Origin of the sequence: Paraburkholderia sp. CI3 (assembly GCF_050436505.1) — a bacterium.
Lineage (GTDB): Bacteria > Pseudomonadota > Gammaproteobacteria > Burkholderiales > Burkholderiaceae > Paraburkholderia > Paraburkholderia tuberum.
The window spans coordinates 325,488-344,545 of record NZ_JBNDMI010000002.1 but is presented as its reverse complement, the minus strand read 5'-3'; the positions used below and the strand labels follow the sequence as shown (position 1 = coordinate 344,545).

The 19,058-nt window shown below is 62.9% G+C and carries 21 protein-coding genes and 1 pseudogene; 7 read left to right on the top strand and 15 right to left on the bottom strand.

The window, feature by feature from the left end; translation table 11 throughout:
• Positions 1-170: 170 nt before the first annotated feature.
• From OKW29_RS04415 to OKW29_RS04405, 3 genes are all read left to right on the top strand, one after another.
• On the top strand, positions 171-2,567 hold the full coding sequence (locus tag OKW29_RS04415; RefSeq protein WP_429290121.1) for an alkaline phosphatase family protein: 2,397 nt from the start codon (positions 171-173) through the stop codon (positions 2,565-2,567).
• A 122-nt stretch (positions 2,568-2,689) separates the two neighbouring features.
• Complete coding sequence (locus tag OKW29_RS04410) at positions 2,690-4,180, top strand: cytochrome-c peroxidase (RefSeq protein WP_429290120.1); 1,491 nt, start codon at positions 2,690-2,692, stop codon at positions 4,178-4,180.
• A 27-nt stretch (positions 4,181-4,207) separates the two neighbouring features.
• Positions 4,208-4,879: a hypothetical protein gene (locus OKW29_RS04405; RefSeq protein WP_429290119.1), complete on the top strand. Its 672-nt coding sequence runs from the start codon at positions 4,208-4,210 to the stop codon at positions 4,877-4,879.
• A gap of 87 nt (positions 4,880-4,966) precedes the next feature.
• Here the strand turns inward: OKW29_RS04405 and OKW29_RS04400 are convergent, their stop codons facing one another.
• Genes OKW29_RS04400 through OKW29_RS04370 form a run of 7 tightly spaced genes read right to left on the bottom strand, consistent with a single transcriptional unit; the run spans position 4,967 to position 10,522 of the window.
• Positions 4,967-8,062: a complex I subunit 5 family protein gene (locus tag OKW29_RS04400; protein WP_429290118.1), complete on the bottom strand. Its 3,096-nt coding sequence runs from the start codon at positions 8,060-8,062 to the stop codon at positions 4,967-4,969.
• Entirely contained in the window at positions 8,056-8,430 is a 375-nt protein-coding gene (locus OKW29_RS04395) for a sodium:proton antiporter (RefSeq protein WP_184023510.1), read from the bottom strand. The genes OKW29_RS04400 and OKW29_RS04395 overlap by 7 nt, the downstream gene beginning before the upstream one ends.
• A 16-nt stretch (positions 8,431-8,446) precedes the next feature.
• Complete coding sequence (locus tag OKW29_RS04390; protein WP_429290117.1) at positions 8,447-9,151, bottom strand: Na(+)/H(+) antiporter subunit B; 705 nt, start codon at positions 9,149-9,151, stop codon at positions 8,447-8,449.
• Positions 9,148-9,492 (bottom strand): monovalent cation/H(+) antiporter subunit G, encoded by a 345-nt coding sequence (gene mnhG / locus OKW29_RS04385; RefSeq protein ID WP_090810583.1) that lies wholly within the window; start codon positions 9,490-9,492, stop codon positions 9,148-9,150. Before mnhG ends, OKW29_RS04390 begins: the two co-directional genes overlap by 4 nt.
• A 3-nt stretch (positions 9,493-9,495) precedes the next feature.
• Positions 9,496-9,738, bottom strand: coding sequence for a hydrogenase subunit MbhD domain-containing protein (locus OKW29_RS04380; protein WP_018422732.1), 243 nt, complete (start codon positions 9,736-9,738; stop codon positions 9,496-9,498).
• Positions 9,739-9,741: 3 nt separating this feature from the next.
• The gene (locus OKW29_RS04375; RefSeq protein WP_018422733.1) at positions 9,742-10,002 is read right to left on the bottom strand and encodes a monovalent cation/H+ antiporter complex subunit F; all 261 of its coding nucleotides are present in this window, start codon (positions 10,000-10,002) and stop codon (positions 9,742-9,744) included.
• The gene (locus OKW29_RS04370; RefSeq protein WP_429290116.1) at positions 9,995-10,522 is read right to left on the bottom strand and encodes a Na+/H+ antiporter subunit E; all 528 of its coding nucleotides are present in this window, start codon (positions 10,520-10,522) and stop codon (positions 9,995-9,997) included. The genes OKW29_RS04375 and OKW29_RS04370 overlap by 8 nt, the downstream gene beginning before the upstream one ends.
• 459 nt (positions 10,523-10,981) lie before the next feature.
• Here OKW29_RS04370 and OKW29_RS04365 point away from each other — a divergent pair, with 459 nt between their 5' ends.
• The 3 genes from OKW29_RS04365 (at position 10,982) to OKW29_RS04355 (ending at position 12,866) form a co-directional block, all read left to right on the top strand.
• On the top strand, positions 10,982-11,764 hold the full coding sequence (locus OKW29_RS04365) for an ABC transporter substrate-binding protein (protein ID WP_184023501.1): 783 nt from the start codon (positions 10,982-10,984) through the stop codon (positions 11,762-11,764).
• A 254-nt stretch (positions 11,765-12,018) separates the two neighbouring features.
• Entirely contained in the window at positions 12,019-12,345 is a 327-nt protein-coding gene (locus OKW29_RS04360; protein ID WP_184023499.1) for a DUF190 domain-containing protein, read from the top strand.
• A gap of 236 nt (positions 12,346-12,581) precedes the next feature.
• Positions 12,582-12,866: a hypothetical protein gene (locus OKW29_RS04355; RefSeq protein WP_184059165.1), complete on the top strand. Its 285-nt coding sequence runs from the start codon at positions 12,582-12,584 to the stop codon at positions 12,864-12,866.
• Positions 12,867-13,159: 293 nt separating this feature from the next.
• Here OKW29_RS04355 and OKW29_RS04350 read toward each other — a convergent pair whose 3' ends face one another.
• The 5 genes from OKW29_RS04350 to OKW29_RS04330 form a co-directional block, all read right to left on the bottom strand.
• Positions 13,160-13,588 (bottom strand): VOC family protein, encoded by a 429-nt coding sequence (locus OKW29_RS04350; protein WP_429290115.1) that lies wholly within the window; start codon positions 13,586-13,588, stop codon positions 13,160-13,162.
• Positions 13,589-13,729: 141 nt separating this feature from the next.
• Positions 13,730-14,209, bottom strand: coding sequence for an SRPBCC family protein (locus OKW29_RS04345; RefSeq protein ID WP_429290114.1), 480 nt, complete (start codon positions 14,207-14,209; stop codon positions 13,730-13,732).
• Entirely contained in the window at positions 14,202-14,537 is a 336-nt protein-coding gene (locus OKW29_RS04340; RefSeq protein ID WP_018422741.1) for an ArsR/SmtB family transcription factor, read from the bottom strand. Before OKW29_RS04340 ends, OKW29_RS04345 begins: the two co-directional genes overlap by 8 nt.
• 122 nt (positions 14,538-14,659) lie before the next feature.
• A complete protein-coding gene (locus OKW29_RS04335; protein WP_184059163.1) occupies positions 14,660-14,989 on the bottom strand; it encodes a hypothetical protein in 330 nt (109 codons plus the stop codon).
• Between the two features lie 87 nt (positions 14,990-15,076).
• A complete protein-coding gene (locus OKW29_RS04330; RefSeq protein ID WP_090810567.1) occupies positions 15,077-15,529 on the bottom strand; it encodes a MarR family winged helix-turn-helix transcriptional regulator in 453 nt (150 codons plus the stop codon).
• Positions 15,530-15,685: 156 nt separating this feature from the next.
• Here OKW29_RS04330 and OKW29_RS04325 point away from each other — a divergent pair, with 156 nt between their 5' ends.
• Positions 15,686-16,105, top strand: coding sequence for a PPC domain-containing DNA-binding protein (locus OKW29_RS04325; protein WP_429290113.1), 420 nt, complete (start codon positions 15,686-15,688; stop codon positions 16,103-16,105).
• Positions 16,106-16,144: 39 nt separating this feature from the next.
• Here OKW29_RS04325 and OKW29_RS04320 read toward each other — a convergent pair.
• The 3 genes and pseudogenes from OKW29_RS04320 to OKW29_RS04310 form a co-directional block, all read right to left on the bottom strand.
• Positions 16,145-16,492, bottom strand: a pseudogene (locus OKW29_RS04320) (LysE family translocator); the annotation flags it as partial.
• A gap of 56 nt (positions 16,493-16,548) precedes the next feature.
• The gene (locus OKW29_RS04315) at positions 16,549-16,935 is read right to left on the bottom strand and encodes an MAPEG family protein (RefSeq protein ID WP_184068340.1); all 387 of its coding nucleotides are present in this window, start codon (positions 16,933-16,935) and stop codon (positions 16,549-16,551) included.
• Between the two features lie 186 nt (positions 16,936-17,121).
• Positions 17,122-18,804 carry an alkaline phosphatase family protein gene (locus OKW29_RS04310; protein ID WP_429290112.1) on the bottom strand — a complete coding sequence of 561 codons (1,683 nt, stop codon included), beginning with the start codon at positions 18,802-18,804 and terminating at the stop codon, positions 17,122-17,124.
• Positions 18,805-19,058: the final 254 nt, after the last annotated feature.

The window sequence follows — 19,058 nt, the reverse complement described above, 5'->3', positions numbered from 1 at the left end:
AAAAGATGTGATCAGAACCAAGCCAGGTTCACACTCCAATCCTTACCGTTAGCAGACGTACGCGTTACACAAACCCTTCATATTATTCGCTCGTTGTACTAAGTCTTGCCCCACACAAGCGGTTGCCGATACAACTAACAAAGGGTCCCCAAATGTCATCGCATCACAAAATGCGCCCAGCGCTTTGTCTAACGTCCGTTGCCGCTGCCTGCGTGCTCGCAGCTTGCGGCGGAAATTCGGATAGCCCCTCTGCCAGCAACAACAACGGTGGCACGACCGCCGGCACGACTTACTCGGGCGTGGTCGCCGCAGCCGCCTTCATCCCGGGCAGCTCGAGCGGCAACCCGACCTTGAAGGCCGGCTACTACTCTGGCGCCACCGTGTTCGTCGATGCCAATGGCAACGGCGTGCTCGACAGCGGCGAAGCCTCCGCGAAGACCGACGGCAACGGCCATTTCTCGTTGACCACGACCGCCACGGGTCCGCTCGTCGCTGACATCACGACCTCGGCCACCAACACGGCATCGGCCGCCAAGGTCGCCAGCCACCTGATCCTGCGCGCTTCGGCCGACCAGATCGCCGACCAGGGCGCCACCAAAGTCGTGATCAGCCCGATGTCGAGCGAAGTGCAGCGCCTCGTCGAAGCCAACGGCACCAAGTACGCGACCGAGAAGGCTAATCTGTCGACCCGTCTGTCCGGCCCGGCATTCAACAACGCCTCCGTGACGGTTCCCGCCGGCGACGTCCTGGCCGACGCCAACACCCTGTCCGGCGCCGAGCAGTACGCGGTGCTGTTCGAAGAAAACGCACTGACGAACCGCTACACGTACGCCACCACGAAGCTCGATCGTGGCGACAAGTACCCCGATGCGCTGGCCGTTGCCGGTGGCCACCCCACCCTGACCGGCGTCTCCGGCATCACTGCTGGCGAAACCATCCCGACGGATACGCGCAAGGCGATCACCTTCGCACAAGCCCAGCAGGCTGCGTTCAACGTCGAAGCGATTCCGCGTTACGACAACGTCTTCGTGATCATGCTGGAGAACAGCAGCACGAACCGCGTCAAGGGTTCGGCGTACATGCCGGCGGTCAACTCGATGATCACCAACGGCAACTACTTCTCGACCTACTTCGCGACCGGCAGCCCGTCCGAGCCGAACTACACCGCCCTGGGCGGCGCCGACGACTTCGGTATCGGCGACGACAACTGGTGGGGTTGCGCCGCCGCCGGCGCCAACGCCCCGACGGACAAGGCTTTCGCCGGCGGCACGGCTTCCGACGGCCAGCCCCTGCCGTCCCACGTCGCGCTGACGCCGAACGACCCGATCATCGGTACCACCGCCGGCGGCGCCACCGTGGCCGTTGGATCGCTGCTGTCCAATTACACGGCGGCCGCCAACCAGACGTGCTCGACTGACGGCACCGGTTCCGTCGCCAACCACAACATCATGAACGCGCCGAACCTGTTCACGCAGATTTCGAGCGCGGGCCTGACGTGGCGTACCTACAGCGAATCCATGAACCCGGGTCAGGATCCGCGCGCCGACAGCCTCGGTGACACGGGTGTATCGCAGGCCTACAACCAGACGGACGGTAGCATCACCGTGACGGGCACGCCGTTCGCCATGCCCGGTTCGCTCTACAAGACCAAGCACCATCCGGGCATGGCCTATCAGAACGTGCGTAACCAGCCGGAGTTCTTCGCGAACAACCGCACGATCTTCGGTACCCAGTACTACACGAACGCGGCCGACCTGATCAACACCACGCTCTACAAGGTTCCGGCCGGCTACAACGTCGACCAGTTCAGCACCGACCTGGCCAAGGGCGACGTCGGTACGCTGAACTTCATCATGCCTGACCAGTGTGATGACCTGCACGGCGCCGGCAGCGACGGCACCTGTAAGGACAGCACGACCGCCTCGGGTACCGTTCCGGCTCACGCGCTGCTGACCCGCGCCGACTACTACACCAACGCCGTGGTGCAGAAGATCAAGGCCTCGCCGCTGTGGCAGAACAAGCAGCGCAACGTTGCCATCGTGGTCATGTTCGACGAAGGCAATGGCGCGTCCAACGGTGCCGGCAGCTCGTGCTGCGGCTGGGACGTGGGTGGCAAGGCTACGCAGATGCAGAACGCGGACGGCAGCTGGACTCCGGTTCAGGCGAAGTACGGCAACGGCAACAAGGGCCATGGCAACTCGATCTTCGTCCTGATGACCAACCAGCAAGACGTGGGCGCCGCGCCGAAGGGCGTCGCCGACAGCGACACATACAGCCACTTCTCGTTCGTGCGCACGGTGCAGGATATGTTCCAACTGGCCGACCCGGCTGTTCCGACCTCGTACGCCAACCGTTCGAAGTACACGGAGTCGTACATTGCGCAGAACATCGCCAACCTGCCTGAGTACGCTGGCAGCGCCGACACGCACTACGACGCGGTTCGTCCGATGAACCACGCCTACGTGATTCCGGCGGGCTACACGCAGAAGTTCCAGACGGGTGACGTGAGCGATCCGGCGCAAGTTGGTCCGGACGCGACCCAGAAGAACCTGTGGGCGACGAAGTAATAAAAAGCACTAAACGGTAAGCACGCACAAGCGTGCCATTCATCAAGCAGTAGCCTGCGCGGGGGAGCGGTTCGGCCGCTCCCCCGCCAGCTGTTTTATCGAACAAAGCCGGGGGAGTAGCGATGCGCAAGGTTTATGCGGGGGCGCTGTATGTCATCTTGTCGACACTGGCCGCTTGCGGGGGCGGGCGCTCGTCACAGTCTGCTTCGACGGACGCAGGCACGGGCTCCACGGGCTCCACGGGCTCTACGGGGTCGGCGCCCACGAGCAAGCTGAGCGCTGCGGCCCAGGTCGGCGAGAAAATGTTCTTCGACAAGAACCTGTCCGGCGGCAAGAACCAGGCATGCGCGAGCTGCCACGATCCGGCGTATGCCTACGGCCCGCCCAACAGCCTGGCGGTGCAGCTGGGTTCCGATGGCGTATCGGAAGGCCAGCGCGCGGTTCCCTCGCTGCGCTACAAGGCCATGACGCCCGCCTACGACGACAACGCCTCGAACCCGGACGGCATCACGGCGAATGCGCCGGGCGGCGGATTCATGTGGGACGGCCGCGGCAAGACGCTGGCCGACCAGGTGGCGCTGCCCCTGCTCAATCCCATCGAGATGAACAACGCCTCGAAGGACGCGGTGGTGCAGGCGGTAAAGAGCTCCTCGTATGCCGCACAGTTCACGGCGGTGTACGGCCCGGCCGTGTTCGGCGATACGGACACGGCGTTCCAGGACATCGGACTCGCGCTGCAGGCCTACCAGAATGAGGACCCGAGCTTTGCGCCGTATTCCAGCAAGTTCGACCTGTATGCGAACAACAAGATCGGCGGCACGTTGACGCCGGCCGAATTGCGCGGGATGAACCTGTTCAACGATACCGATCGCGGGGCCGGCTGCGTGGCCTGCCATTTCATGGGCGCCAACTTCAACGGCTCGAACGCGCTGGGGACCGACTTCACCTATCAGGCGATCGGTGCGCCGCGCAACGACACGTCGATCCCGGACAATCCGAACCCCATCGCGGTCAACCTGAAGGCGAGCTACTACGACATGGGGCTGTGCGGCCCGATCAATAACGGCAGCTATGACAGCCACACGCCGCTTTCGGCCACCAGCGGCGCTGGCCCGGACCCCTTTACGGGCGTGAACAACCCGGATCCGTATTGCGGCCGCTTCAAGGTGCCGACGCTGCGCAACGTCGCCGCGCGCAGCGCCTTCTTCCACAACGGCGTGTTCCACTCGCTGGAGCAGGTGGTGCGCTTCTACAACACGCGCGACACCAACCCCGAGTACTGGTATCCGTCCACGGGTGGCGATTCCACCAAGCTGACCAGCAACCCGAGCTATGCGCTGCAACCCACCTATGCAGCGGGCGCGACGGTGAACATGTTCAACGATCTGCCGGCCGCCTACCAGGGCAATATCGACGAGGAACTGCCGCTGGGGCAGGGCCAGACCGACGCGGGCGGCACCACCGCGTTGAACGGTGCGCAGCCGCGTGCAGTCCATTCGGCGCCGCAACTGTCGGATCAGGACGTGCAGGACGTGATCTGCTTCCTGAATACTTTAAGCGACGGCTACCAGCCTCCCGCGACCCAGCCCACGAGCGGTAGCTGCGTGAATTGATCTTTTTGAATACTTGAACTATCCACGATGATGCATTTTTCGAATCCGGTGCGCGGCACTGCCATTGCGGTTTCCATGACGGCGTCGTTCCTGCTGGGCGGTTGCCAGAACAAGGCCGAGCCTACCGCGGAGAACTTTACCAACACCATCACGCACTACCTGGCCGATCGCGGCCACCTGTGCGTGGCGAAATACGATTGGCCCATCCACGTGGCCGATCAGGACATCGTGGTCACGCATTCCCGCGATGCGCTGCAATTGCCGGTGATGGAAAAGCTGGGCCTCGTCAAGAGCACCGTCATGACGGTCGAGCGCACTGGCGAGGACGGGGCCAGGATCGAGGCGCCGGGACGCGAGTATGTGCTGACCGACGAAGGCAAGAAGTTCTACCTGCACAAGCCGGTGGTGGTGGCGACGCCCGGCAAGACGGTCACACACGACGCCGATTTTTGCGTAGCCACGCTGACCCTGGACAAGGTGGTGGGCTGGGAGCCGCCCCAGACTCACGACGGGGAGACCAGGACCTCGGTGCTCTACACCTATAAGATCGACCCGGCGCCTTTTGCCAGGACTCCTGAGTTCCAGCGAGTGTTTCCCATGGTGGCGCGCGTGATCGAAGGCGCGGGCACCATGCAACTGCGCGAAGGCGTGCGCTTGACCAAGGACGGCTGGGTAGCGGAAGAATATCTCGTTCGATGATCGTTGAGTTCGCCGACGCCTGGCTCCGAGGCGATCGTTGCCGCACGTGGGCCGGTCCATGCCGCTGCGCCAGGGCCAGGTGCACCCTTACGGTGTCCCCGCTGGACTCAGCCCCGTGCTCGCAAAATAGATCGCTAGAAAATACAGCAGCACATAGAGCGCGTAGGTCTGCCCGTTGCCGGTATAGACGCGGCGTATCCGAGCCGCCGCCACGAGCGCGAAGTGCGATATGCCGCGCCAGAACATCTGCGCGACCGGCGGCACCGTGCGGCTCAGGATCGGCCGGTAGAAGTGGTAAAAATCCGGGGCGGTGCGCGCATTGCCGCGGCGGCTGCGGTAGTACAGCACACCGAGCCCGAACACGATCGCCGTGACGATCAGCACGACGATCACGACCGGCGTCGGATTCCAGAACCCGTAGATGCTTTCGAGCGACATGCCGCCCCACACCAGTGTCGCCGCGAACTGCGGATCGATCGCGGCCGACACCGGTTCGAGCAACACCTTCGGAAAGAACGACAGGATCACGATACCGACCACGAACAGCAACTGCGGCACCAGCAGCATCACAGGCGCTTCGCGCACCTGCGGCCGCTGCGGCGGGCGCGGTTTGAGGAAGACGCCGTTCAGCAGGCGCAGCATGTACAGAAAGCCGGCGCAGGTCGCGATCAGCCCGCACACGGCGAGCCCGTACCAACCCTTGTCGGTCATTGCGCTCAGCAGCAGCCATTTGCCGCCGAAGCCCATCAGCGGCGGCAGGCCCGACATCGACACCAGCGCGATCACGACCATCGCGAACGTGAGCGGCATCTCGCGCGCGAGGCCGCCCACATCGGCGAAGTTGCGCGTGCCGGTGCGCGAGATCACGCCTGCGAGCGCGAGGAACAGGATGCCCTTCACGAACATGTGATTGGCGACCAGATACAGCGCGGTGACCCAGCCGAGATGGCTCATCAGGCCGATCGCGGCGACGATATAGCCGGTCTGGCTCATGCTCGACAGCGCGAGCATCCGTTTGAAGTCGTTCTGCCGCAACGCCATCAGCGCGCCGAACAGGGTCGTCAGCATGCCTATCCAGGTCATCGCGTGCGCGAGTTCGAGGCCGACCTCCGAGCGTATCGTCAGATAGGTGCCGATCAACAGGCCGAACATCGCGACCTTGCTGACCACCGCCGACAGCATCGCGGTCACGTCGTCTTCCGCTTCGGTGTAGGCGCCCGGCAGCCATACGTGCACGCCGATCGCGCCGGCCTTGATCAGGAAGCCCGCCGCGAGCAGCACGAACGCGCGGTTCGCCTCCGGTCCCGAATGGATCAACGCCGACAGCGCGATGCTGTCGTCGATCGCCGCGACGTTGGCGAAGCCCGCCAGCAGGAAGAACGCCGCCAGCAGCGAAAACAGCAGGAAGGTCAGCACGTGCGGTCCCGCGCGCCGGCACTTCGCGATCAGGAAGCACGACGACAGCGTGATGATTTCCCAGCTATAGAAGAACTCGAGCGAGGTGGATGAGCGCAGCAGCGCCGGAATCGACAGCGACAGCACGACGAGCATCGGATAGAAGCCGGCGCGCACGTCGTCGCGATAGAGACTCGCCGCTGCGATCAAGAGGCTGCCCGCGAGCAGCAGCCAGGCGAACAGTCCGGCGATACCGCGCGAGCCCTCGCAGAGCAGACTGCCGATCAATCCAATCGCGATCACCGCGAGCACGCCTTTCACGCGCCCCGGCAGACGATCGGCCGCATAGAACAGCGCACCCGCCGCGAGCGGCGAGAAGATCCACGCCGACACGACGCCCGAGAACACGGCTGCCATATAGGCCGCCGCGATCAGCAGCACGGCGACGCCGAACAGCGGCAACAGCGCGGCGATGTTCGGCCGGGCTTTGGCCTCGACGTCGGACGGAGCCAATGCGCGCACGAACCAGTGGAACATATAACCCGCTTCGAGCAGCGAGCCGGTCAGGATCAACACGATCCAGTACGGCTTGTCGGCGGCGGTGAGGCGCATCACGAGTTCCCACTTCGCCCAGAAGCCGGGGAATGGCGGCAGTCCCGCGATCGCGACCATGAAGAGGCCGAGCAGGCCGATCAGCAACGGGCTGCGCGACAGGATCGCGCGTGCATCGTCGCCGTGCCGCCGCAGCACGCCGATCAGCCAGAACAGCCCCGCCTTCGCGAACAGATGGTTGATGAAGAGCCCGCCGACGACGAGCGGGATCGATGCGTCCGCGCCGATCTGGCGCAACAACGCGAGCGACAGCATCAACAGCGCCATCTGCCCGATCGACGAATAGCCGAGCAAGCGTTGCGGCTTCGTCTGCTTGATCGCGAGCAGGTTCGAGAACAGGAATGTGACGCCGCCCGAGACGGCGAGCAGCGTCAGCAGGCCGTCGAACAGCGGCAGCAATTTCAGCAGCGCGAAAAACACGCCCGCCGATACGCCGACCGATACCATCGCGCCGACGCCGCTCGGCGCGGTCTCGTAGACGTCGAGCCCCCAGCCGTTGGCCGGAAACGGCTTCAGCTCGATCACGAGACTCGCGAACACGAGCAGGATCGCGGTCGTGCCGATCGGGCCGCCGAGCTGGTCGCGCAGCGACAGCAGTTCGTCGATGTTCAGCGTGCCGCTCACGTAGTAGAGCAGCACCGCGCCGAGCAGAAAGAGCGTCGACGCGATCACGGTCGCAAAGATGTACTTGAACGCGGCGGCGAGCGCGGCGGGCGTGCGCTCGAGCCCGAACAGGCCGTATGTCGCGATCGACACGATCTCGAGAAACACGAACAGGTTGAACAGGTCGCGGGTCATCACCATGCCGTCGATGCCCATCACCAGAATCAGATACAGCAGCAACGCCGCGTAGTTGCCGCGCAGACGGTCCCACAGATGCAATGCGCCGAGCAGCGCGACCACATTGACGCTGAATGTGAAGAAGCCTTCCCACAGGCCGAAGCGCAGATTGATCGACACCGGCGGCAGCGCGCCCGCGGTCAGCACCTCGATCGTGTCGCCGCCGTCGAGCAGGCCGTAGAACGACACGCCGGAAACGAGCACGATGCCGCACAACGCGATGAAAAAGCCGAGCGTGAGCCATGGCTTGCCGAGCCGGTACAGCAGCGGAATGGCGAAGCCGCCGCCGAGCCCGAGAATGAAGATGTGCAGCGGATGAAACAGCGCGGCTACCATTTCGACTCGGTGAAGGCGTCGATGGAAAGCGTCTTTTTGGCGGCATGAAGACGGATCGCGAACGACAGCATGATGGCGGTGACCGATAGCCCGATCACGATCGCCGTGACGACGAGTGCCGACGGAATCGGATCGATTGCGCGGTGCGCGGCGGCGGATTTGCTGAGCGCCGCGTCGATGATCGGCGCGGTGCCGCCCGTGACGTAACCGGTAGCGACCATCACGATGTGCAGGCCCGTGTCGATCACCGCGAAGCCGATGATGATGCGCAGGATATTGCGGTGGGTCAGCATGCCCCACAGGCCGATCAAGGAAAGGCAGAAGCCCGTGATCAGCAGGATCTTCGAAACCGGGATGCCCGTGCTCATGCGCTCTCCTTCTCGTTCAGCTTCTGAACCGGTCGATGATGACACTCAGCTCCGCGCCGACCTTGACGCCGAGCAGCGTGGAAATCAGCGGGATCGCGCCGGCGCTGAAGAACGCTCCGAACTCGCCGCGCGGCAGAAAGCGCGGGTCGAGAAAACCGCCCGCGAGCACGAGGCCCAGAATGCCGATGCACACGTAGATCGCGCCGGCGAGCGACTCGACGACGCTCAGCAGCGCGACGTTCAGCGTCGAGCGGGGCCGCGCGAGCAGCATCAGCATCACGGCGGACGCGACGATCGCGCCGCCCTGGAAACCGCCGCCCGCCGACAGATGGCCGTTGACGATCACGTAGCCGCCGAAGGTGAGGATCATCGGCAGCAGCACCTGCTTGCCGGTATGTACGATCTCGCCGGCTGGGCGGCGCGCGGGCGCGGATTCGTCCGCCGCAGCGGCGGAAGTCGCGTTGCTTTCCTCTTTCAGCAGCACCCCGACGCTCGCCGCGACCATGAACAGCACCGCGACTTCGCCGAGTGTATCGAAGCCGCGAAAGGTGATCAGAATGCCGGTCACGATGTTCGGCGCGCCGAGTTCGAGCGGCCCTCTGACGACGTAATACCAGGCGAGCGGGCGCAGCGCCTGCAACTCCGTGTAGCCGCCGACCAGCCGCCAGAACACGACCGCGAACAGCAGCACCGTCAGCAGCGCAAACGCGCGACGCATCATGATTCGGCCTCCCCCGCGGTGCGCCCGCCTTCGTCGGCGAGTGCGTCGGTGATCGTGGACGAGGTCATCGGCGTGCGGATCAGCCAGGCGGCGCGCGATAGCGCATGCGAGGACACCGGGTTGGTCACGAGCACGAAGTAGATCAGCAGGATCAGACGGAAGGTCCAGTTCGGGTGATAGAACGCGAGGCCGATCAGCACGAGCATGTTGCCGAGCGTCGACGCCTTGGTGCCGGCCTGAATGCGCGTGTACGCATCCGGCATGCGCAGCAGCCCGAGGCCGGCGGAGAACAGAAAGACGGCGCCCACCAGGATGAACACGCTGCCGATCAGTTCGAACATGCGCTAGCCCTTCTGATAACCGGTTTTGCGGATCGCGTACAGAAAGATGAAGGTCGCGAGTCCGGAACCGATCGCGGCTTCGGCCATCGCGACGTCGGGCGCGGCGAGCAGCAGGAAGGCTATCGCGGCGAACAGGCTCGCGAGCCCCGAGCTCACCATCGCGGCCAGCAGATTCTTCAGGCAGACGGCCAGTACGCCGCTCACGAGGATGCTCGCGCACATCAGCAGCAGGAGCAGTTCGAGCATGGCTCACAGCCCCCTTTCGAGAAAGCGCGCAATCGCGAGCACCGCGAGAAAGCTCAGCAGTGCATAGACAAGTGCGACGTCGATATAGACGAAACGACCGGAGACTTGCGCGTACAGCGCGATCAGCGACAGCGAGACGACCGTCAGCATGTCGATCGCGACGATGCGGTCGACGAGGGTCTTGCCGATCACGAGACGGATCACGCCGAACAGGATCGCGAAGAAGATCAGCACGGCGGCGATCCGGAGCATGATCTCAGCCAAAGATTTTCTCCAGATGCTTTTCGAACGGTGCGACGAGTGCCTCGGTCGCTTCGTCGATATCGGTCGTCTTCACGTCGAGCAAGTGAATGAATAGTATGTCGTCCCGAATATCCATGACGAGCGAGCCCGGCGTGAGCGCAATCGAATTGGCGAGCGCGAGACGGCCAAGCGGTGTTTGGAGGCGCGTGCGAACCCTGACGATGCCCGGCTTGATGTCGATACGCGGCGAGTACACCAGCGCCATCACGTTCAGATTGGCGCGTACGAGCTCGACGACGAAGGTCGCGCTATACGCGGCGAAGTGATACGGTGCGCCTGGCGTTAGACGTAGGCGCTGCCATGCTTCGCTCGACGACACGAAGACACGCGCGATGACGAAGGTAATGACGAGACCGACGAGTGCGGGTTCGACGGCGAGCGATGCATTGGCGATCATCCAGATGACGAACAGGACGACCCAGAGGCCAGGCATTCCCCGAGGAACGAACGACGACACCGGTTTTCCGTTGTTCGCAGCCATGTCATCGGTTCCTCAGGAGGCCTTGCGGAAAATTCTAAGTGACAACCTATGGCAAAGCAACCGGCGCACGGTTGTCCGTTGGTGGTCGTTTTGTGTGCGTAAATCCGCGCGGCGCTTATCGGCTGCTCATCGAGTGAATTAGTGTCATTGCGATCTGTTCAATAAAATGGCGCGCGAAAAGCCGACGCCGATCGGCGCGCATTTATTTTGAAACAGACTGCGTTGCCGCGATAAGACGCGACGTTGAATCTCTAAGCGGCGCCGTACCGTTTTTAGTCACCTGTGACTGATCGGAATCTGGAAGTCTAGTCGCCAATCTATGCGCGCGTTGCATAAATTGATTTTTTTAATGAATTTGCGCCGGCGACCAGATCCCGGTCGAATGTCGGGTTTCGCGCGGTCCGCATGTGTCGCCGTGCCGCCGGTTTGAATTCTTCAAATGACCAATAAGGAGCAACAATGAAAGCCATGCTGGCAACCCTGACGATTGCGCTGCTGGCCGTCTCGTCCGGAAGCGCAATCGCCAAGGATTGGTCGACCGTGCGGTTCGGGGTCGACGCGAGCTACCCACCGTTTGAATCGAAAGCGGCCGACGGCAAGCTCGTCGGCTTCGATATCGATCTCGGCAATGAGATCTGCCGCCGGCTCAACGCGAAATGCGTGTGGATCGAGAATTCGTTCGACGGCATGATTCCCGCGCTGAAAGGCCGCAAATTCGACGGCGTGCTGTCGACGATGTCGATGACGCCCGCGCGTCAGGCGCAGATCGCGTTCTCGTCGAAGGTGTTCCGCATTCCGACGCGTCTGGTCGCGAAGAAAGGCTCGCCGATCGAGCCGACGCCGGAAGCGCTGAAGGGCAAGCGCATCGGCGTCGAGCAGGGCTCGATTCAGGAAACCTACGCGAAGACGTATTGGGAGCCGGCCGGCGCCGCGATCGTGCCGTATCAGGATCAGGATCTGGTGTATTCGGATCTGCTTGCCGGCCGTATCGACGCGTCACTGCAAAACGCAGTGCAAGCCGATATCGGCTTTTTGCGCACCGCGCGCGGCAAGGACTTCGGATTTGCCGGCAATCCGCTTTACGACGCGAAAACGCTCGGCAGCGGCACAGCGATTGGTTTGCGTAAAGAAGATACCGATCTGCAGGAAAAGATCGACAAAGCCATTGCCGAGATCCGAGCCGATGGCACTTACGACCGCATTGCGAAAAAGTATTTCGATTTCGACGTGTACGGTCAGTGAGCCGGGGCCGCGCCGCACGTGACCAGTTTCGACCTGGCACTCGCGCGGCCCGACACCTAGACTTGTGTCATGACCGTCCTGAGCCGTGCTGCGGCAAGCCGGGATGCCCGAATCGGTTGCAACCGGCGCCTCACGCGGCGCTGCAGGTTTCCGCTTACAAAAGTGAGCGGGCAGGGGACGGCGCAATGCGGCCACCGGCTCGCGTGCGGATCGCCTTGCGCACACAGCGCGATCCGCATCGGGGAGGCACCGACATGCACGGCTTTCAGATCACGTTCTTTACCCAGCAGGGGCGCAGCCATCATGGCAAGCCGCTTGCCGACTGGCTCGTGCGTCTCGCGAGCGAACTCGGCCTGCGCGGCGCGACCCTGATCCCGGCTTGCGAAGGCATCGGCCATCATCATCGCATTCACTCCGCGCACTTCTTCGAGCTTGCCGATCAGCCGTTGTCCGTCGTGATGGCGGTGACGAGCGACGAAGCCGATCGGCTGTTCGATCGACTGCGCGCGGAAGGTTTGCATCTGTTCTACGTGAAGACGACCGCCGAGTTCGGCGTCGTCGGTGAGGCCGACGGGGCTTGAACGACCGGGCCTCGATGGCAAGCCCCACGCCGCGCTCGTCCAGGCGACGAAGTCGGCCGCCATGTCGGAGTCGGTGCGTGCTTCCAGCTTGCCGCTGCGGCACGCGTGGCGGAACACCTCGTAGTCCTGCTCGACCTGGTCCGCGTACGCGCGCGAGTAGACGCGCGCCCGGTGTGGCTATTGGGCATGGCGCATGCTTCGCTGCAAGAGGCGAGTCATCCCAGGGAGAGCGAATCATGCGGCAGGTTTCGGCAAACATGCTGATCGCGCTGTCGGCCGTTGCGTTGCTGGCGGGCGCGTCCGGCTGCAAGCGGACGGCCGGGAATGGCGGTATCTCGACGGGCCAGGTGAGCAGCGGTGTCATGAGCAATTCGGCGAGCCCGCGCGGCACACCGGGCGATAGCGACGCGGCAAATCGTGCGAACGCCGAGGCGGGCGCGGCGGCGAGCGCAGCGCCCGCCGCGAGCGACGCCGCGTCGGTCCACAGCACGCCGGCGAGCACGGCGTCCGCGACGCAGTAAGCGTCGCTTAGGCGCGGCGGCGCATTGGTCGCCGTTCCATGCGCGCAGGCTTGCTCTCGGTCCCGCGCATGGCGACGCGATGAGGCGAGATGGGTGTCGTCAGCAACTCGGGCACACCGCCGGGGTCATCGAATCGGCTTCGCCGCAATAGAACGAGACGCGGAACCGCGCGCAGCAGGCGCAGCCTTCCTGGCAGACATGACTCATGGAAAGACGGAACGGACAGGTAGTTGCGCCGCGGCGAAGCGGCGCTCGCGTGTGCGTGTGATATGGAACGCCGGCCCGCTTCAATGCTATGACGTGGGCTCCTCGTGCCGCACATTGACCATCCAGGGCACGCCGAAGCGGTCGATCAACGTGCCGAAGCCGCTGGTCCAGAAGGTCTGCTGGAATGGCATCGTGATCTGTCCGCCGTCCGCCAGCGCGTTGAAGTATTTTTCGCCGGACGCCTGGTCGTCGGCGGTGACCGACAAGCTAAAGCCCGCATGCACGGCATTGCCGCCGCGGCAATCGCCATCCGACATCAGCACGTGCGTGTTACCGATGACGAGCGTCGCGTGCAGGATCTTGTCGGCGTGTTCGGGCGCCACCGGGCGAGCGGGATCGGGCGGCGCGTCTTTCGCGCGCAGCTTCAGCAACTCCTGCGCGCCGAGCGCCGAACGATAGAACTCAATGGCTTCCTCACAACGGCCATTGAAGAACAGATAGGGTTGGATTTCCATGCTGATTTCCTGAGACGGGCGAGGGTCGGGCAGACGATTCTATCAGCGTGATCTCGCGGATGGACGACCGTCGAACCTAAGATGCATCGTTCGGCCCCACGATGAAGCCACACACCTGATGCTCTACAGCGTATCCCCGCATCAGGCCTTCCCGGCATGACTCCCGCCATCGGCCGGATAAGCCTCCTGCAACGCGATCGAGCCTGTCTCCAGCAGCGATTTGAGGTTGGACATGATCTTCGGCCAGCCACCCGACACCGCCTCGATGAATTTCGATGGATCGCGCTCGATCGTATGCGTGAGCGTCAACTTGACCGCCGTTCCGCTCGGTTCGAGCTCCATCGTGCAGCGCGAATCGCCTTCGGCCTGCAACTCGGGACGAATCTGGTGCTGCCAGCGGATCACCAGACGCCGCGGCGGATCGGCCTCGACGATCTCGCCCGCGTCGAAGATCTGGCCGCCGCTCGACACGAGTTTCCACGACGAGCCCGCCGTCCATTCGCTTTCGCAGTGCATGCCGAACCAGTACTGCTTGATGAACTCCGCGTCGGTGAGCGCCGACCACAACTGTTCCGGCGTAGTGCGGATATAGGTCACATAGACGAACGTCGATCTAGTCATTGCCTTTCTCCAGGCGTCGTTTCAGGGTCGAGAGCGCCTTGAGGCGCGGCTTTTCGAACTTGGCAATCCAGCGCTCGTAGATCTGCTGCAGCGGCACCGGATTGAGGAAGTGCAACTTTTCGCGCCCGCTGCGTACGGTAACGACGAGGTTAGCCGCTTCCAGCAGGCCCAGATGCTGGGTGACGCCTTGCCGCGTCATGTCGAGGTGGTCGCACAGGTCGTTCAGAGTCTGGCCGTCGTGCGCGTGCAGCACATCCAGCAGCTTGCGCCGGCTCGGATCGGCGAGGGCTTTGAATAGCACGTCGGTGTCGTCGGGGCGCTCGGCCATGAACGGCTACAGGCAAGTAATTTGTTGCGTTTACTATAGGCAAGAGATTGCTTGCATGTCAAGGCGACGTGAGGGACACTCCGCAGGTCCGACACATGCGCCGACCACCGTTTACGAGGCGCTCAAGTACGTTTCGGAATGTTGCCGCCATGCAAAGGACCGAACAGCCGCGCACAGAGCATGCCCATCGCCAGGATACCGAGGCCGAATGGCACGGCATCGCCCGTTGCCTCGATTCGAAAGTCGCCAACACGAAAAACCAGAAGATAGCCGACGACCATATTGAAGAAGCCCCACAGTACATTGACGGTCGATGACGACAGCCCTTTTCCGGACGGCTTCGCGAACGGGCTCTGAAACGGCTCGCCCATCACACCGCTGACGAAATGCGGCACGGCATTCGCGAACAGGACACCGCCGAAAAAATAAGAGACGACATGCGGCCAATCCATTTCAGTTGCTCCTTGAATCGAGTAAATCGATGAGGTCGCGGGCTGTGCCCGTTTCGATACCGGTTCGGATGAAGTACCTGCAAACGTTCAGGAGTCAGCGAGCCGCTGCAGCAGTTCCACCGCGGCGGCGAGCGTGGCCTGTTCTCGCGGCGATAGCTGCGCTTGCAAGGCACCGATCAGCCAGTCCTCTTTGGCCGCCCGACTTGCCTTGAGCGTTCGTCTGAACGTGGGGGTGAGATGGATAAGAGTTTTGCGTCCGTCGGTTGGATCCGCTTCGCCTTTGACGACGCCCAGCGTCTCCAGACCGGCAACGGTAATGCGCATGGACTGGGGTTTTACGCGCTGCGCTCGCGCTAGCGCGGAAACTGTGGCTGGGCCGTCGCGCTCCAGATGAAACAGCACCGACTTCTGCGCCGACGTAAAGTCGCTCGATTGCGAATGTTCTCGCGCGCGGCGAACCAGTTTGCTCACGGCAATGCGCAGTTCGCCCGCAAGGGCGGCTAGATCGGTAGATTGGGAAGACGGTGATTGTCGTGACATGTCGAAAACATAGCATATGTACAGTTTAACTGTACATATAAACTGAATATATTTTCGCCGTCGAGTCCGCACGAATCCAGCATAAACAAGCGCCTGTGAGATACTTCCTCATTCACGCATAATCCCCGAGTCCACCGCGTCTCAACCGGCCCAGGCATGCAAGCCCATCCCCTCCGACTCGCTCCCGGCGACGACCTTCGCGTCGCCGTCGAAGACGCGCTTCGTCAACGCGACCTGCAAGCGGCCTTCGTCGTCCAGGGCATCGGCAGCCTCCACGTTGCGGCATTGAGGTTCGCTGGCGCGCAAGCGCCGACGGAAATTCGCGGCGACCTCGAAATATTGACCCTCGCAGGCTCCGTTTCGCCCGATGGCGCTCATCTGCACATGTCGATCGCGGATGCGCGCGGGCAGGTATTCGGCGGTCATGTGGCGCGCGGCTGCACGGTACGCACGACCGTCGAGTTGTTGCTCGTGTCGGTTCCGGGCTATTCGTTCGCGCGGGAGCCTGATCCGCAGACGGGTTTTATGGAACTCGTGATTCGCGGCGGCGCCGCTCCGCAGTCTGGGTCCGCCTGATCACGCAAAGGCGCTATCGCTTCGCGCGCCGGTAGTCGCTCAACGCCCCGCCAACATCCGCCCGCCGACCCCCACCAACAGCACACCCGCTGCCGTATCCAGCCCGGCCTTGCGCCGAACCAGCGTGCGCCGAACCGACGGATGCGAGGCAAGCAACGCCATCGCGCAGTACCACGCGCACGAAATGCCGATCGACAGCGCCACGACCGCGATATCGAGCCACAACGGCGCATGCGCGGGCACCATCAACGCAAAGATGCTGCGGTAGAACGCGATCGACTTCGGGTTCGTCATGCTGACGAAATAGCCTTTCTTCGTCGCAGCCCAGCCGGACGCGGTGCTGCCGACGTCCGCGGACAACGGCCGCCGCACGGTGGGGCTTATTTTCTTTTGGTCTAGCGCGGGAAGTCATCTATCCACTGTGCGTCGGTCCCGACCTTGCCTCAGCGCATTAGCGCCAGACACAACCCAATCCCCGCCCCATAAGTCCCAAGCGCACCGACCAACCGCAAAGGATTGGGCTTCGCCATCGTCGGAAATGCAAGCAGTCCAACGACGAGCAAACACCGGCACGCGGTCGCGATGACCATCAGCGACACGGACACCGCGGACGGCGATCTCGCGCCCAGAAAAAGAAACAGCACCGCCAGGAACGGCGCGTATTCCGCGGTATTGCCATGCGCTCGAACCAGCTTGTGCAGCAGGTTGGCCGGATCGTCGGCGCAGCCCGCATTGGTGCGTTCGCGAAAACGCGTCATCGATACCGACAAGCCGAGGCCGAATAACAGCAGCCCCAACACCGCGACGCATCCGAGAGCAATGTCGTTCATGGCATTGCGCTCCTTGTCAGGCAATCGACGCACGCCTGATTGGCGAGATTCAGGCGGCTCCCATTCTCGCACGGGCCGGCACGCGAGGTCCGCGCGGCTGGACCCCGCAAAAACGACTGCGCCGCGATCGTTCCAACACCGATCGCGGCGCAGCTTACTACTCAAATACGTGGACTACGGCCATGCTTAGTCTTCGTGATCGAATTCCGGCAGCGCACGCGTTCCTTCAATCGCGACCGAATGCAGTAGCTCAGGCTTCAGATCGAGCAGACGCAAGATCGTCGGCGCGACCTGCGTGGTCAGCACCGGCTCGTCGTTGACCTGCCCGGCGTGATGCGTGTGAGGCACGTACATCACGAGGCCGAGATGGCTGTCGTCGGGCGCGTTGCCGCCATGCTCTTCGTCCTTGGACGTGCTCGACGTGTAGATGACGCCCGGGTTCGGTTGAACGATGATATCGGGCGTACGTCCGCGCGACGGGTCGCCGAACCGGTTAGCCAGTTGCGGGCCGGACAGGATGTACGCCTGAGGGCCGTCCGCGCAAATGCCGGGTGCGTTGCAGCTCAGATTGGCTTTCAGCGTCTTCACGACCGAAGACACCTGGCTTTGATCGCGCAGCCAGATCAGGCCGACGTCGTCGGTCTGGACGAAACCCGTGCCGACAAGTCCGGTGCCGTCGTTGAGGTTGCCGCTCTTCGTAGCGGCCTGCCCAATATTGCCGCCCGAATCCAGGTAGTTGTTGGCTTCGAGCAACTTGGTCAGCGTATCGCCGTTCTTCACGAGCTTCGAATGATCGGTCGGCGACTGGCCATGCTTCGCGGTCACGATGATCGCCGTCGACGAATAGAGATTGCGTTGCTTCAGTTCGGACACGACGCGTCCCAACGCGTCGTCGATATACGCGATCGCGCCGGCGACTTGCGGACCCGGCGTGAAGCTCGCATCCAGATAGCCGCCGCCCGACGCGACCGTGGCCTTCTGCGCGACGCTCAGCGTCTGGAAATTGGCGCCGAACACGGTCGGCACCGCGACGTTCTTTTGACCTGTCGAATCCTTGCCATCGATTTCGTGGATCAGCGATTGCACGTGGTAGTTGTCGAACTTCTCCGTGTGCGTGTACGTGTCGAGGTAGTAGGTATTAGTATCTGGATCGATCGAATTTATTTCGGTGCGCGAAAGGTCGTCGACGCCCGCGCCCGACGGTCCGTTGAGCCAGTCGTAGCCCCACGCGTGCTTGTCCGCCCACGCGGTGCGCGCGCCGTTGACGTTGCCCTTGATCACTTCGAAAACCGTGTTGGTCTTCAGATAGTTGTGCGGATAGACGGGCGTACAGACGCCATTGACGAGCGCATGCGGAATCGCCTGCGGATTGAACGCGCCGCCGCCGTCGAGATGGATCAGCGCGCCGCCGTTCTCGCCGTCGATGCCGGTCGTTTCATCGAAGACGACATTCCAGCCGGTCGGGCCCGTGCAATGGGTATCGGACGGCGCATAGAGCGTGCGGTCGTATGAGACGTCGTAGAACAGCCCCGCGGACTTCGGCGAGCCGCCGGTCACGAGCGCGGCGAGGCCCGGAAACGAATCCGACAGTCCCGGTGTGTGCGCGTTCGTATAGGTGGTGCCTGACTTCGCGAGCAGCGCCAGGTTAGGGCACGTATTCGCGCCGATGCAACGCGCGACGTCCTGCTCATGCAGACCGTCGAAGCTGATCAGCAGCACATGCTTGACGGACGCGCGATCGCGATCGTGATCGCGGCCGTGGTCGTGATCGTCGCCGGCTGTTGCGACTGCCGAGTACAACCCGGCGAGCAGTGCGACGGCGGCGCACATTGCGCTTTGCTTACGCTTCCATTTCGTGATCGGTTTCATGTCTCGTCCTTTTGTTTGACAACGAATTTGGGTAGTGCGGGACGAATTTGAACCGTAAAGAAGTCATTTGCGTGACCTGAAATTAATATTTGGCAATACTGAGGTGCTAAGGTCTTGTTAAGGTTGGGGTGATCCATTCGACGCGCATACGCTGTGAACCTGATTCGATTCCGCGCGTGATTTTTCGCGAGTCGGCAAGCATAAAAATGGCACGGGCTATTGCAGACCCTGCCGTTTCGCCGGTCGGTAGTCGA

Excerpts from the sequence above, each read along its gene's own strand:
- OKW29_RS04415 (WP_429290121.1), top strand. The coding sequence starts at position 171 with ATGCGCCCAGCGCTTTGTCTAACGTCCGTTGCCGCTGCCTGCGTGCTC.
- OKW29_RS04410 (WP_429290120.1), top strand. The coding sequence starts at position 2,690 with ATGCGCAAGGTTTATGCGGGGGCGCTGTATGTCATCTTGTCGACACTG.
- OKW29_RS04405 (WP_429290119.1), top strand. The coding sequence starts at position 4,208 with ATGATGCATTTTTCGAATCCGGTGCGCGGCACTGCCATTGCGGTTTCC.
- OKW29_RS04400 (WP_429290118.1), bottom strand. The coding sequence starts at position 8,062 with ATGGTAGCCGCGCTGTTTCATCCGCTGCACATCTTCATTCTCGGGCTC.
- OKW29_RS04395 (WP_184023510.1), bottom strand. The coding sequence starts at position 8,430 with ATGAGCACGGGCATCCCGGTTTCGAAGATCCTGCTGATCACGGGCTTC.
- OKW29_RS04390 (WP_429290117.1), bottom strand. The coding sequence starts at position 9,151 with ATGATGCGTCGCGCGTTTGCGCTGCTGACGGTGCTGCTGTTCGCGGTC.
- mnhG (WP_090810583.1), bottom strand. The coding sequence starts at position 9,492 with ATGTTCGAACTGATCGGCAGCGTGTTCATCCTGGTGGGCGCCGTCTTT.
- OKW29_RS04380 (WP_018422732.1), bottom strand. The coding sequence starts at position 9,738 with ATGCTCGAACTGCTCCTGCTGCTGATGTGCGCGAGCATCCTCGTGAGC.
- OKW29_RS04370 (WP_429290116.1), bottom strand. The coding sequence starts at position 10,522 with ATGGCTGCGAACAACGGAAAACCGGTGTCGTCGTTCGTTCCTCGGGGA.
- OKW29_RS04365 (WP_184023501.1), top strand. The coding sequence starts at position 10,982 with ATGAAAGCCATGCTGGCAACCCTGACGATTGCGCTGCTGGCCGTCTCG.
- OKW29_RS04360 (WP_184023499.1), top strand. The coding sequence starts at position 12,019 with ATGCACGGCTTTCAGATCACGTTCTTTACCCAGCAGGGGCGCAGCCAT.
- OKW29_RS04355 (WP_184059165.1), top strand. The coding sequence starts at position 12,582 with ATGCGGCAGGTTTCGGCAAACATGCTGATCGCGCTGTCGGCCGTTGCG.
- OKW29_RS04350 (WP_429290115.1), bottom strand. The coding sequence starts at position 13,588 with ATGGAAATCCAACCCTATCTGTTCTTCAATGGCCGTTGTGAGGAAGCC.
- OKW29_RS04345 (WP_429290114.1), bottom strand. The coding sequence starts at position 14,209 with ATGACTAGATCGACGTTCGTCTATGTGACCTATATCCGCACTACGCCG.
- OKW29_RS04340 (WP_018422741.1), bottom strand. The coding sequence starts at position 14,537 with ATGGCCGAGCGCCCCGACGACACCGACGTGCTATTCAAAGCCCTCGCC.
- OKW29_RS04335 (WP_184059163.1), bottom strand. The coding sequence starts at position 14,989 with ATGGATTGGCCGCATGTCGTCTCTTATTTTTTCGGCGGTGTCCTGTTC.
- OKW29_RS04330 (WP_090810567.1), bottom strand. The coding sequence starts at position 15,529 with ATGTCACGACAATCACCGTCTTCCCAATCTACCGATCTAGCCGCCCTT.
- OKW29_RS04325 (WP_429290113.1), top strand. The coding sequence starts at position 15,686 with ATGCAAGCCCATCCCCTCCGACTCGCTCCCGGCGACGACCTTCGCGTC.
- OKW29_RS04315 (WP_184068340.1), bottom strand. The coding sequence starts at position 16,935 with ATGAACGACATTGCTCTCGGATGCGTCGCGGTGTTGGGGCTGCTGTTA.
- OKW29_RS04310 (WP_429290112.1), bottom strand. The coding sequence starts at position 18,804 with ATGAAACCGATCACGAAATGGAAGCGTAAGCAAAGCGCAATGTGCGCC.